The 13273-nt window shown below is 41.3% G+C and carries 12 protein-coding genes and 4 tRNA genes; 4 read left to right on the top strand and 12 right to left on the bottom strand.

Features of this window, described 5'->3' with window-relative positions; genetic code table 11:
• Window positions 1-7: 7 nt before the first annotated feature.
• A complete protein-coding gene (locus AABK40_RS20110) occupies window positions 8-1528 on the top strand; it encodes a SusD/RagB family nutrient-binding outer membrane lipoprotein (protein ID WP_338398916.1) in 1521 nt (506 codons plus the stop codon).
• Between the two features lie 271 nt (window positions 1529-1799).
• Here AABK40_RS20110 and AABK40_RS20115 read toward each other — a convergent pair whose 3' ends face one another.
• The 6 genes from AABK40_RS20115 to AABK40_RS20140 form a co-directional block, all read right to left on the bottom strand.
• Complete coding sequence (locus tag AABK40_RS20115) at window positions 1800-2612, bottom strand: lysophospholipid acyltransferase family protein (RefSeq protein WP_332920141.1); 813 nt, start codon at window positions 2610-2612, stop codon at window positions 1800-1802.
• A 120-nt stretch (window positions 2613-2732) separates the two neighbouring features.
• Window positions 2733-2807: transfer RNA gene (locus AABK40_RS20120), tRNA-Val, on the bottom strand.
• 27 nt (window positions 2808-2834) lie between these two features.
• Window positions 2835-2924 (bottom strand) — tRNA-Ser (locus AABK40_RS20125).
• Window positions 2925-2949: 25 nt separating this feature from the next.
• Window positions 2950-3024, bottom strand: a tRNA-Pro gene (locus AABK40_RS20130).
• A 21-nt stretch (window positions 3025-3045) separates the two neighbouring features.
• A tRNA-Pro gene (locus AABK40_RS20135) sits at window positions 3046-3122 on the bottom strand.
• A 123-nt stretch (window positions 3123-3245) separates the two neighbouring features.
• A complete protein-coding gene (locus AABK40_RS20140) occupies window positions 3246-3680 on the bottom strand; it encodes an SRPBCC family protein (RefSeq protein ID WP_332920142.1) in 435 nt (144 codons plus the stop codon).
• 73 nt (window positions 3681-3753) lie between these two features.
• Here AABK40_RS20140 and AABK40_RS20145 point away from each other — a divergent pair, with 73 nt between their 5' ends.
• Window positions 3754-4584 (top strand): BadF/BadG/BcrA/BcrD ATPase family protein, encoded by an 831-nt coding sequence (locus AABK40_RS20145; RefSeq protein ID WP_338398917.1) that lies wholly within the window; start codon window positions 3754-3756, stop codon window positions 4582-4584.
• Between the two features lie 18 nt (window positions 4585-4602).
• Here AABK40_RS20145 and AABK40_RS20150 read toward each other — a convergent pair whose 3' ends face one another.
• Entirely contained in the window at window positions 4603-5127 is a 525-nt protein-coding gene (locus tag AABK40_RS20150; protein ID WP_332920144.1) for a hypothetical protein, read from the bottom strand.
• A gap of 254 nt (window positions 5128-5381) precedes the next feature.
• Here AABK40_RS20150 and AABK40_RS20155 point away from each other — a divergent pair, with 254 nt between their 5' ends.
• Window positions 5382-5885 (top strand): OmpH/Skp family outer membrane protein, encoded by a 504-nt coding sequence (locus tag AABK40_RS20155; protein WP_332920145.1) that lies wholly within the window; start codon window positions 5382-5384, stop codon window positions 5883-5885.
• 47 nt (window positions 5886-5932) lie between these two features.
• On the opposite strand, the gene AABK40_RS20160 is transcribed toward AABK40_RS20155, so the two are convergent.
• The 5 genes from AABK40_RS20160 to AABK40_RS20180 all read right to left on the bottom strand — a co-directional run bounded on the left by AABK40_RS20160 (window position 5933) and on the right by AABK40_RS20180 (window position 12046).
• Window positions 5933-6409 carry a YchJ family protein gene (locus tag AABK40_RS20160; RefSeq protein WP_332920146.1) on the bottom strand — a complete coding sequence of 159 codons (477 nt, stop codon included), beginning with the start codon at window positions 6407-6409 and terminating at the stop codon, window positions 5933-5935.
• Between the two features lie 169 nt (window positions 6410-6578).
• A complete protein-coding gene (locus AABK40_RS20165) occupies window positions 6579-8993 on the bottom strand; it encodes a GumC family protein (protein WP_338398918.1) in 2415 nt (804 codons plus the stop codon).
• A gap of 5 nt (window positions 8994-8998) precedes the next feature.
• On the bottom strand, window positions 8999-9703 hold the full coding sequence (locus AABK40_RS20170) for a polysaccharide biosynthesis/export family protein (protein WP_338398919.1): 705 nt from the start codon (window positions 9701-9703) through the stop codon (window positions 8999-9001).
• 280 nt (window positions 9704-9983) lie between these two features.
• Window positions 9984-11342 carry a sensor histidine kinase gene (locus AABK40_RS20175; RefSeq protein WP_332920149.1) on the bottom strand — a complete coding sequence of 453 codons (1359 nt, stop codon included), beginning with the start codon at window positions 11340-11342 and terminating at the stop codon, window positions 9984-9986.
• The gene (locus AABK40_RS20180) at window positions 11339-12046 is read right to left on the bottom strand and encodes a response regulator transcription factor (protein WP_332920150.1); all 708 of its coding nucleotides are present in this window, start codon (window positions 12044-12046) and stop codon (window positions 11339-11341) included. Before AABK40_RS20180 ends, AABK40_RS20175 begins: the two co-directional genes overlap by 4 nt.
• Before the next feature lie 662 nt (window positions 12047-12708).
• On the opposite strand from AABK40_RS20180, the gene AABK40_RS20185 reads away from it, so the two are divergent.
• On the top strand, window positions 12709-13266 hold the full coding sequence (locus tag AABK40_RS20185; protein ID WP_338398920.1) for an ABC-ATPase domain-containing protein: 558 nt from the start codon (window positions 12709-12711) through the stop codon (window positions 13264-13266).
• The last annotated feature ends 7 nt before the right edge of the window (window positions 13267-13273 follow it).

The raw sequence follows: 13273 nt of genomic DNA on the forward strand, positions 1-13273 counted from the left end.
AACGATCATGATATTAAATAAATTATATAAAAATATTGCTTGTACAGCATTTGCGGCTATCACAATGGCCTCATGTACAAGTAACTTCGAGGATTTAAATACCAATCCTAACCTTCCGACCAAACCATCACCGGCGCAGACTTTTACTTTTACACAGTTGGCAATTGCTGGAGTTGGTCATGAAACATCTCGTTTAAATAGCCTTACAACTGGAATGTTAGGTATGCACTATGTAGGTGCCTGGGGTGATTCTCGTGTGTGGCTGACAGGTAATGGACCAATCTGGGTAGGAGAGTATTGGAATAAATCTTACGTTAAGATTGTTGGTAACTTGGAAGTCGCTATAAGTGATGTTAAAAAGACAGACAATTCTGCTACAAAATTGGCTATGCTCGATGTCTGGAAAGTGTATAATGCTCACCGTATCACTGATATCTATGGCCATATCCCTTATTTCGATGCTGGTAAAGGTTTTGCTGCTGCTGAAGCAGGTGAAAAACTTACGGATGACATCCTAAAGCCAAAATATGATTCTCAGCAAGAGATCTACGATGATATGATTGCCAAATTGGACAATGCAGTGGAAACCCTCTCTAAGCCTGGTAATACCTTTGGGGATGCTGATTTAGTGTATGGTGGTGACCATGAGCAGTGGGTGAAATTAGCAAACTCTTTGAGGTTACGTTTGGCGACTCGTATTGGAAATAGTGCCAAAGTTCAGGAATCGCTGTCAAAACCATTAATTGAAACTAATGCGGACATTGCAATGATCCCTTATACTGGTGAAGGTGATGTTTGGGGATTAGCTTCTAATGGAGATGCATTTTCTTTTATCTGGGGAGGCGCTTTTCCTTCACAGGCGGCATTGAATACCATGAATCAACATGATATGGATATGACCAATGATGATCCTCGCCTACCTGTTTATTTTACAAATACGGCTGAGGATGAAGAGGGTGTTGTGACGGAAGAACCATGGTACGCTCCGCAGCTAAAATCTGGTGAGGATGTAGGTGCGCTTAATGGGATGTTCAAAGGTAATACGGCAAATGTAGGCGGTGCAGATTCTCCAGAATTGGTGTTTACTGCAGCTGAAGCATTCTTTTTGAGAGCAGAGCACGCATCCGATGCTGCTATGAAATTGATGTATTATAAAAATGGCGTTAATGCTTCTTTAGAATACTATGGTTTGGGTAGTGATGTAGAAACAGATTATCCAGCATTTTGGGCAGCTATTTTGGCAGACTTCAACGCGGATGCTGAAGCCGCAATTTTGAAGCAAAAATGGGTGGCACTTATTGGTAATGGGCCTGAAGCATATGCTGAGGTTAGAAGAAACGCTGATATTTTCTTCGGTAAGGTATTTATTCCTGGAACGGACTATGTAGATGTTTCCGATGATATTAATAAAAGCTTTGATGAATTTTATCAGTGGAAAATCGATTATCCTATTTCTGAAGCATCAACCAATTTGAAAAATATGCAGGCTGCTCAAGCAATGCCTCAGGATTTTTGGTGGACCAAGTAATTGATATATTGAAATTATCTTTTGATAAAAACAATCTTGATACGATAAGCATAATATTGTTGACATGTGTAAATGTGGATTAATTTGATCACATGTATTTCAGTAGGATAGAGGGGGGGACAATGTGCTTTGCAATATTCGTAAGCCTCTTTAATTTATTGTTTATTTAATGTGAAATGCCGCTCTTCGGAGCGGCTTTTTCCATTTTCAACCAAAAAAAAGCGAAGCCTGATCTTTAGGGCTTCGCTTTTTATTTATAGCTTAATTTGAATTACTTTTTTGCTGGATCCATTTCGAAGACCTTGGCACGGAGGTGCTGACGGATGGCGTCTGGCTTGTCAAGTGCTTGAATTTCTTCTGCAGAAATCGGGTCCCCGATACTGAAAGGAATATCGGTATTCGCCTTTTTGAAAAACTCTCTCGGAATGGTCGCTGTTCTGAGCATCGGGTGAATACGGCCCAGGCGGTGAAACATGCTGCTGTTATGCCCACCAAAATGAATGGGAATGACAGGCACATTTGCTTTTTTAATTAATCGCATGGAAGATAAACTCCATGGGCGATCGGTAACTTCTGGATTGCCATCGTAAGTTGTGGCCACCTCACCTGCAGGAAAAATCCCGATAGGATGTCCTGCCTCCAGACGTTTCAACGATCTTGAAAAAGCGCCCATACCAGATTTACGGTCCTTTTTATTTTCAAAAGGATCTACAGAGATAAAACAGTCTTTCAGTGGTTCCATCATCGAGAGCAGATAATTGGCAATCACCTTATAATCCGGACGAATTCGTCCAATAACACTGATAATCATGATCCCATCAAGTAAACCGAAAGGGTGATTACTTACCGTAATAAATGCACCATCCTTAGGGATTTTTGCGAGCATCTCTTCGCTTACTGCCGCTTTGGTCCCATTATAGTGGAGTGCCTTATGCATAAGGTCAATACCTTGTGCGGGATGCACGTTTTCGTAAAGTTTATTGAGGTCTTTGATTTTTGTCAATTTCATGACCCACTTTGTAAGCCATAAAGGAATTTTCAGGCTACTTGATACTTCCTTTGTGTTAATGATTTCTACTCCCATTTTATCTTGATGTCTTTCAATGCAAAGATAGGTATAATCTTTAAAATAATGTGGTGGTATTCTTGGTCAAAAAAATAGGCGTCTCAAATGAAACGCCTGTTTTTGTCTTCAAGAAAATTGTGGGCCCTATTGGATTCGAACCAATGACCCCCTGCTTGTAAGGCAGGTGCTCTGAACCAACTGAGCTAAGAGCCCGAATACCTCAGGAAGCCTAAGGTACGGTGGCGGAGAGTGGGGGATTCGAACCCCCGGTACAGTTACCCGTACGTCAGTTTAGCAAACTGGTGGTTTCAGCCACTCACCCAACTCTCCTGGGGTAATTTCTATTGATATTTTGTCGGGGTGGCAGGATTCGAACCTGCGACCTCCTGCTCCCAAAGCAGGCGCGATGACCGGGCTACGCTACACCCCGCGCTAAATAGAATACTTTATGTGGTCGGGATGACAGGATTTGAACCTGCGACCCCATGCACCCCATGCATGTACGCTACCGGACTGCGCTACATCCCGATTGTGAAACAAATATAAGGTGATTTATGACTAATTTCCAAACCTATAATTTGTCAATTTTTATCATAAAAGTTTAAGTTTCGATAGATCATGGAGTTAGCGATCAAAATTTTTTTATTTTTTTCACTTTGATTCTGCAAATGCTTTAAACGCCCGTGCTGTTTGTAGTGCTGTGGATTTCATATTGCTTTTCATGAAAATACCGAATATTTTTTTCCATCCCCTGAGTTCGAGCGTATTGACCGTTGTCCACCGTGTTACTTCCTCCGTTTCGGCCTCGAAGCAGTGTTCAACGCGGTTGTAAACACCTTGATGGAGGTGCTCACTGATGAATTGCTCAGGTAAATTATTCAGCACGACTTTTTCCTGAAGTTCAAATGACCTCCCCTGAATTTCATAAACCATTATGGCCTCATAGCCCGTTTGCCGCTTTTTACCGGTAATGGGTTTTATTTTTTTTAGATTGGCATGCCACTCGTAAAGGTTGTTTTCATTTTCAAAAAGGCGAACAACTTCCTTGAGGGGCTTATTAATGATAATACTATTTTCGTGTTGCATTTTCTATTGACTTCTTTATTGCCGAAATTACGGTAATTTTGGTAGCACTTTAAATAATTATAGCCTTTTTGATATGGGATTCAGCGTAGGAATTGATATTGGTGGAACAACGACAGATTTAGTAGCATTTAATGGTGATGTGATGTTGGAGCCTGTCAGTGTCAGTGCTTCGGATCCGATCGCGAGTGCTACGGGTGCGCTGGGAAAATTCCTGTTGACGCATAAGCTACCCCTTTCCGCTATTGACAATATAGGGCTCACGGGGGTTGGTTCTACTTTTTTTGAGGATCAGATATTGGGTTTACCAATACAAATGGTGAGTGAGTTTGAAGCTATTGGGCGCGGAGGTGCTTATCTTTCAGGGGAAGCATCGGGGCTGGTGGTCAGTATGGGTACAGGAACCGCAATGGTTTATTTTGATCAGGATAGCGTTCAACATGTAGGAGGAAGTGGTATTGGCGGTGGTACACTCAAGGGCTTGGCCCATGCCATATTGGGGATTTCTGACCTTCAACTTCTTGAAAAAATGTCTGAAGTTGGGGACTTGAAAAATGTTGACTTGCGAGTAGGAGATATTGTAGATAAGGCGATTGATGGCCTCCCGGCACATTTAACCGCATCGAATTTTGGGAAATCGCATGACAGTGCAAGCGCTGAAGATTACGCAGTGGCGATTTTGAATATGATTTGTCAGTCGGTCGGGGTTTTGGCCAATGCCCATGCAATGGTGAAGGGAACAAACACGATTATTGTAACAGGAAAGTTGGCCACTCTCGGGCATGCCAAACAGGTATTTGATCAACTGTCTGTATTGTATAATAAGCGATACATCATCGTTCCGCAAGCAGCTTCAGCAACGGCAGTGGGTGCTGCATTAATTCAGCAAAAAAGCCCTTCAACTTAATGCTGAAGGGCCATTACACTATTTAAAGAAGTAACTGAAAGTCAATCCAAAATTATTAAATGTAGGGGAAATAGCGGTTTCCAAATTTATTCGGTCGGAAATAAAATACGTCAACCCAGGCGTTGCGGTGAAAAGCACAGACCCATTTTCACTGTCATTGTCAGGGTTGCCATTTGCATTGGCATTTTGATAACCTAAAACGGCTTTACCGAAAATACCTACCCGTTCATTGAACATCACATAATATCGCAAATTCGCTGCCACCCAGAATGTGGTTGAGTTGCCGACATCGCGGTAGGTTGCTTCCCCACCGATGGCCAGATTATTCAGCAGGAAATAATTAATTTCTGTGGTGAGTCCATAATTGTCGTCGCCATCTTCAACACTGATAATAAAATCTGCCCCAATTCTGAAAGTTCCAGCGGCAAGAGAACTATGGTCATAAGTTTCAATTTTTTTTGAACGGTTATTATCATCCTCTTGGGCAAATGCCGCAGCTTGGATCAACACAAGGGATAAGACACAAAGTAATAATGATCTCATAAGGTTTCATTTTTTGGTTCAGCGATAAAATCATTTCCGTTGATCAAATGTTCATGAACCCTGAAAAATTCCACTGCATATTATAATTCTTCTCCTTTAAGTCATGATTTTCTGTGCTATCTCAGCCCAGTAGGTATTTTTGGCCCATAATCAGGATATTTTGAGAAGCATTGTTTCTTAATCTATCGAAAAGGGGTTATTTTGGTGTTTGGTATTGATTTTTTCAAGAGTAATTGATTTAAATGATTCGATTTTTGTTTGCATTCCTAAGTTGTTCGGTAGCATTTATTTCACCGTCTTTAGCACATGCACAAGTTAAGGTAGGTTATGTAGATGTAGATTTTGTTTTGCAGCATCATAACGGTTTTGGTCTTATTCAGGCAGAATTGGAGCTTTTTAAGCGTCAGATTGCGGAGCAGCGTGCCAAAAAAATGCAGCGGTATCAGGATGAGATAATGGAACTGAATCATTATCGGGATACTTTCTCGGGGGAAGTGGTGAAGAGCCGTGAAGAGTCTGTCGAAAAAATGCGAAAGTCATTGATCGACTTCGACAAGAAAAGTCAGGACGATATTGTGAGCAAAGAGCAAGCGCTGTTTCAGCCTGTTTATCATAAGGTAGACCGGTACATTCGGGAAATTGCAGAAAATGAGGGTTTCACTCATGTTTTTACCGCCAAAGTTCGCGGCACGATTTTCATACTCTCGGGGAGTGAACAGTATGATTTGACAAAAGAAGTTTTAGCCAGATTTAAATAAAAAAATAAAGCATACCGTTGGGGTATGCTTTATTTTTTTGCGGGGATTTATTTTCCACAGCATTTTTTATATTTTTTACCACTACCGCAAGGGCACTGGCCATTTCGCTGAATACGATCTCCTTTGGAAGAGGGGTTGGTCGCACCACCCACATAATACCATTGGTCTTCTCGTTTTTCAAATATCGATCTTTCGTGGTGTTGTTTTACCTGTCCGTTGGCTTCAAAGAAAGCTTTGAACTCCACAATACCTTCATTGCCTTCCTCTTTTTCTAAGGTGCTGACAATCTCCAAGCCTTTCCATTGGGTCTTTACGGCCCAGGCGGTTACAGCAGCACGGTCAATGTCGGCTTGTTGCTCAGGTAAGGTGGTATTGACGATATAGTCCACGTTTGCCTTCACATGCGCCGTATATCTTGAACGCATCAGATCTAATGCGGTAGGGGCTTTTTCTCGTCCAGTAATGTATTTTCCGCAGCAGTCTTCATAAAGCCTTGGGCGTCCACATGGGCAAATCATACTCATTATCGCTATTTTTTGTTAATTTAAATCAAGCCACAAAGGAAAGTAAAAACCCTCTAAAATTTTACTTTCAGAGGGTTAATCAAGAAATTTATTTCCAAAAAAGCGGGCAGAAATTCTTTAATAGAATTATTCTTGAAATTTTTAGCAATGCAATAAGCTTAAAATCGCCTTACGCTTTGGAGGTTATTTTTTTTGAGTTTTTATTCTTGTAGGTGTTGGAGTAACTCGCCGCATAAGATTTATACTTGTCAGAAGAGAACATGCCTTCTTTTACGCAATTAAGCAGGATGGAAATATTGTTGATCTGTTTTTTCTGATACAGTTCATTGATGTTATTCAATAATGTCTGTTTTGTGTAGTTTGACCTGACCACGTAAACGGTGTTGTCCACGAGCTCCTTCAAAATAATATACTCCGACACAAAAGTGAGTGGGGGAGTATCCAGAATAATGAAATCATAGGTTTTCCGAAGCTCCTGAATTAATTCATTCATTCTTACTGACGAAATCAGGTCGATGGGATTTGGTGGTGTTGGTCCAGCCACAATAATGTCAAGGTTCTCTACCTCTGATTTCTGAATAATACTTTTCGTATTATGCTGACCTACCAAATAAGAGCTCAGCCCTTTGTCGGTTTTAAAATGACTATTCTCCCAGTAAGTTGAAATTTTTGGCCGTCGGAGGTCGCTTTCTACAAGAACGGTTTTCTTTCCAGACTGTGCAAGTACGATACTCAAGTTGAGCGAGCAAAAGGTTTTTCCTTCACCACTGATAGAGGAGGTTACGCCCATCACTTTATGTTCCTCTTTAAAAGTGAGGTATTGCAGGTTCACCCTGATGGAGCGAAAGGCTTCCGCAAGGACTGTTTCGGGTTTGTAGTGGGTAATGGCCACTGCTTTCTGGTGTACCTTACTTCCATTGGGAACCATTCCCAGAATTGGAATTTCCGTCAGTTGCTCGAGCTGTTGTTTTGAAATGATATTGTCGTTGATGGCATCCAGGACCACAATGGCGATCAGCGGCAACAGTATGCCGAAAAATAGCGCCAATAAGTAGGTGATTTTTGGTTTTGGCGCCACGGGGAAGTCACTTTTCAGCATGGCCTGATCCACAATGGTTTTATTGGAAGTGTTCGAAGCGATGGCAATGCCGGCCTCCGCCCGTTTTTCCAACAGGTAATTGTAGATATTATCATTGATATTGAATTGTCGCTGAATATTCACCAATGCGCGCTCATTGCTCGGAAGTTTGTTGAGCGTTTTTTTAATCTCAGCAAGTCGCTTGTTGATATCCGAAACAGCAAATTTTGTCGTGTTGATGATGTTGTTCACATTCTCCTTTACCGCAGCTTTAGCGTTGGTAATTTTAGCATCAAACTGTTGGGTGATGGGGTTGGAGTTTTTTGTGGAGTAACCGAGGGCCGCTCTTTCCTGATTAAGTTGCGACAGCTCGATGAGTAGGTTGGTCAAAAGCGGATCATCCACCCCAATAGAGGAAGGCGCCACGATGTCCTGAAAATCCTTCGCTGAGGCATTTAAGTAATCATAAACATACTGGTAATATTTGAGCTTCGCCTTCAATTCCCCCTGCTCGGTTTCCAGTCGGTCGAGCTTGGTATAGAGGTTGGTGGAAGTGGTGGTAATGTCGAGAATTTCATTATCAGCACGGAAATTTTCCAATGATTTTTCCACACTTTTTAATGAATCGGAAACGCCAGCAAGCTGACCGTCAATAAACTTAATGGTTTGCAATCCCAGTTCATTCTTTTTATTCAGGTCGCTTTCCAAATAAACCTGAATGAGCATATTAACGAATTCCACTTCCTTTTCAGGGGTTGATCCCCGTAATGCAATTTCTACAATACTCGATTCCTTGGAAATCGGTGAAATGTCAAGTTTATTGACATACGTTTTGGTCATTTTGTGCAAAGGATTAATCTTGAAAGCAAAGGTTTCACCGATATAATCAGAAAGGTCTTCCTCTAAAAATGACACCTTAAAATTGAGGTAGTCGGTGCGGTACCACTGATTCAGCGGTAGAAGTTTGTCTTCCTGAATATCCTCAACCTTGGTGATTTTTTTCTGCGACTCCAAATTATACAAAGGGCCTTTGTCAATATCAAAAAACACCTGAATTTCGGTATTGCTGATGACCTTGAAGTTGATGAAATTCTGTGCGAGCTGTAATTTTGAGTTGTCAAATTCCACGGAGAAAGGGGAGGTCTTATAGAGCTCTCTTTTCTTCAGTTGATTGCCCTGATAATAGGAAACATCAAAATCATCCAGGCGCATTAATGCCTTATTGATTAAGGTATATGAACTCAAAAGGCCAATTTCATCCTCCAGTTCGGTGTCCGTGGCAAAGAGTTCCATCCCTTTCATAAAGTCCTCAGGGCCAGCTTTTGAATTGTCGTCACTGACCAAAACTTTGGCAGAAATCTCAAAGACCATTGGCGAGGTATATACGACATAAAAGGCAGTAGCCAGGCAGCCAATAATGGAAATGGCAAAAAGGTACCATCTGCTGAGTGCAGCTGAAATGAGGGCTGTAACATTTAGCTTTTCTCCTTTGATAATTGATCCCATAGGTATTATTGTAGGTAGTTAAGGACAAGGACAAGGGTGGATATACCAGCGAAAAAGGTCGTCAGTAAACTCAGGTTATTTCTGGAGGTGACCGCTCCCATGGGTTCCACATAAATGATATCATTCGGCTGAAGATAGTATGCCTTCTTTTCCAGTAATTGTGGGTCGGTTAAATCAACAACGAAAACATCGGAGCCAGCATCGGTTTGTCGTATGACTTTCACCTGCCGCTTCCCGCGTGGGCTTAAATCTCCAGCGAGCCCTATACCGTGAAAAATTGACGCTTTGGAATGGAAGACCGTGTAACGGCCTGGGGCTCTGACTTCGCCAAGAATGGTGATATTGAAACTGACCAGTTTGGTGATCACCGTTGAGTTTTTCAGATAATTATTGATTTCCAACTGTATCGCGTCATTGGCCTGAGTGACTGTTTTACCTCTGACGGCTATTGGCCCTGCAAATGGTAAAGTGACATTGCCCTGTTCCGAGACGGAATATCCAGTCAGGAAGAAGGCCGCTTCCGCCTGTCGGAACGACATATTATTGGTGTTTTTTCCTTTGCCGTTGAACATTCCTGTAACATTAGGGTCAGGACTGAGCACCTCTATGGAGAGGACATCATTGGCTTGAATCCTATAATCTTCAATGTTTTGGGGCTGATAGGTTTTGACCTCGTCGAGCTTCATTTCCTCATCGCGGAGGTAGACCAACTTTTTATTGGAGATGCAACTGCTCAGTTGAATGCAAAGAAGAATTACAAACAAACTGAAAAAGTAAGGCTGTATTGCAGCGCTTTTTGGCGGTAGGCACATAAGGTTAGGTTATTGGGTAAATGCTTTTTTACAGTTACGAATAAACCTATGCAAGTGCACTAATTGTTGAATTATTTTTGTTTAAAAAGTAGCTGATCGATACATATTTAGGATGACCTTACTTTAAACTTGCCATGTAAGAAAACAAAAAAGCACGCTGTGATCAGCGTGCTTTAAATTATTTTTTCATCTTAAATTGACAATGTGCCGTGGTGCCTTCCCCAACTTTGGAACTGAGTTCCAGTCGGCCGCCACAAATGGCAATAATTTTGGCAGCCAAGGCCAGTCCAATACCGTTCCCTGGTGCAAAATCTTTGGCACGTTGCGATCGGTAAAATGGCTGGGTAACCTTACGGACATCCTCAGGATCAATACCAATACCTTTATCAATAATTCTGATGTTGGCAACGGGACCTTCATGGTAATACTGTATCTCTACAGGTCTTTTTTGAGAGTACTTCAAGGCATTTTCTGCCAGGTTTCCAATCGCTAATCTCAGCAAGCCTTCGTTACCCATGATTTCCATGTCGTCAGCATCTTCAGGCATATCCCAAAAATCAAGTTTGATTTCTCCCTGTGGGTGTTGCATCTGAATTTCAAATATCAGTTCATCCAGTCGTACAGGAACCAGTTTTTCAGCCAGCAAGCCTTCACTTGTTTTGGCCAAAGTCAGCAACTGATTAATAATTTCGCGCAGGGATTTTGCACGGATTAGCGCTGTACTTACTCCTTCGTGATATTCTTCCACCGATCGTTCACGCATCAGCATCACTTCCAACTCCCCAATAAGGGCGGTAAGTGGTGTGCGCAATTCATGACTGGCATTTGAAACAAAGCTTTTTTGCTGCTGAAAGCCCTCCTGAATACGGTCGAGCATACCATTAAATGAATTCGCCAGTTGCGCAATTTCATCCTTGCCATTTCCTTCAGGAAGCCGCTCTTCAAGATTAGAGGTGGTGATGTTTCCTACCCCACGAATCACTGAATTGATCGGCCTCAGTACTTTTTCTGCAAAAAACCAGCTCGTCAGCATTACCGTCACCAAACTGACTAAATAACTGAAGAGCATAATGAGCCATAAAGTACTCAGGTATTGCTCGCCATTGGAGTCCTGAGCACAAACAACCACAATATATTCTCCTGTATTATCGCGCTTATATTTGGCAACATACAATCGCTTGTTGGCTGAGAACTGCACCACCTTTTGCTCCCTGACATTATTGAAGGTAAAGGGCATATCTTCAAACTCTGGGAGCAGTGGCGGAAGCACTGGACTCATCTGATCATCAAAAATCTGATCAATTTCTTCAGGAAGCTTTTTGAGGTACCTTGCGGCAAAATCCGCATAAATGGTGGCCTCAAGTTCATCCTTTTCAAAGTAAATCTTAGAGACAATCTGAACCCGTTGTTCCAGTCGCTCATAAAATTTCACTTCAATAATTGCCTGGGTAATATAATACACCCCTCCAAGAATTAATGCCAAAAGGACACTAAAAAGAAGGGTGGTATTAAGGGCAATTTTTAAACGGATTTTCATGCAGAAGCTGCTTCTTCATCCTTCAAAATATAACCAAAACCTACACGGGTGTGGATCAGTTTGGTGTCGAATTCTTTATCTACTTTCTTACGAAGGTAATTCACATAAACATCAACAATGTTGGTTCCCGAATCGAAAGTCAATCCCCAGATTTTCTCTGCGATAGTCGCGCGGTCCAATACTTTGTTTTTGTTTCTCAGGAACAATTCCAAAAGGGCAAATTCTTTAGCTGTAAGCTGAATTTCCTTGCTGTCGCGAGTAACTTGTTTGTTATCCAAATCGCAAACCAAATCAGCAGCCGCCAATTTGCGGTGTTCAGTTTCAACAGGAGCACTTGCACCTAAAGTTGAACGTCTGATAAGGGCTTTTACACGCGCTTCCAATTCACCGAAATCAAAAGGTTTAGGAAGGTAATCATCAGCTCCCGCATTCAGACCTTTTACTTTATCGTCAGTGGTATCCAAAGCGGTAAGCATAAGGATTGGCACTTCGTAGTTGGTCATTCTGATGTGTTTACACACTTCGATACCGTTCATCTTAGGCAGCATCAAATCCAGAATAATCAAATTATAAGTATCTGAGGTCGCCAGGTCAAGGCCTGTTTTACCATCTGAAGCGACAACTACTTCGTAATTTCTTTCACTTAATCCTTTTTTGATAAATTCCGAGATTTGGAATTCATCTTCAACTAATAAAATTTTCATGTTTCGGAATTGCGTTTATATGAATAATCCTCCATTTGTAATAGTAACAAATTTCGAACCAAAACCTCCTTTTAAGAAATCAATGATGATTTTCTTTCACATTAAATTAAGTTTTTTTTACCGTAATTGCATGATTTATTGCAGAATAAATGCAGTTACTAAGGCTAATTTAATGATTATCAAGCTGTTTTGTTGGGGTATTCGATCGTCTTTTTTTAGGAGGATAAATTTAAAATATATTACTATTGATTAATTATCAACTTAAACTTGAAAGATAAGGTGTTAAAGGGTGACTTTAAATATTAATACAATTGTTTTTGTGTTAAACAATCAAGGAATTGATAATGCTTTATTGTACTAATCAAAGGAATACTTTTTACAGATGATTTATTAAATCCGTTTAACCTTTATTGGTGTATTCTTATAGCAGGTTAAAATAGAGGTGATGAAAAATGATGCCATAATCACCGATGTGCCGAATTCAGCTATTATTAAATTGAAATTGGATACTTTATCTTGTTTGTTGAACTGTATTAAGCAGCCTGATGCTGGATTATTGTCTGCAACATTGAAGCATCAGACCAATTTTACAATTACTTTTGTCCTGTTGATTGAATTGAGCAGCGGATTTCAATTCATCGCTTTAAATTCAGAAAGATTTTATGAACCAATTAAGAAAATTACTTTCCACGATCAATGGGCAATCTTACGGCGCCTATCGCAAAATAGCAGGTGCTTATCAGTTCGATGATTATCAGCTTGAGGTGGTAAGGGTACAAGGGGATCCATTTGCAGGCCCCTCTTTGATGCGGCTGAACTTTTCATTGGCTTCTTTTGGCTATCCGAATGCGTTATACTCCAATAAGGCGAAGATCGTTGGTCTGGAGAATGCAATCCATCACCTTGCTGCAGAAGGCCTAAAAGGTGGTGCACGACGCGGGAGTGGTAAAAGCGGACTGATCGAACTGCAGCGATGTGGGCAACAGATGTTCAGAAGGTCAGCGGTTGAAATTAAAGGTGGTCAGCTTTTTCTGACTTTTTTTGTGGGTTTACCTGCAGCAGGCCGCCGTGTCCTGGGTAAGGAAGCCATCATGATGTTCTTTGAGGATTTGCCTTCCTGGGTCTCCAGCCTCCGAGTCAATCAGCAGAATACGAAACGCATTGATGCCTTTGTAAATACCAATCAGCGGACAGAAAAGGTGCGTGATTTACTGAGGTAAAAGCAAT

It is taken from the genome of Persicobacter psychrovividus, from assembly GCF_036492425.1.
GTDB lineage: Bacteria > Bacteroidota > Bacteroidia > Cytophagales > Cyclobacteriaceae > Persicobacter > Persicobacter psychrovividus.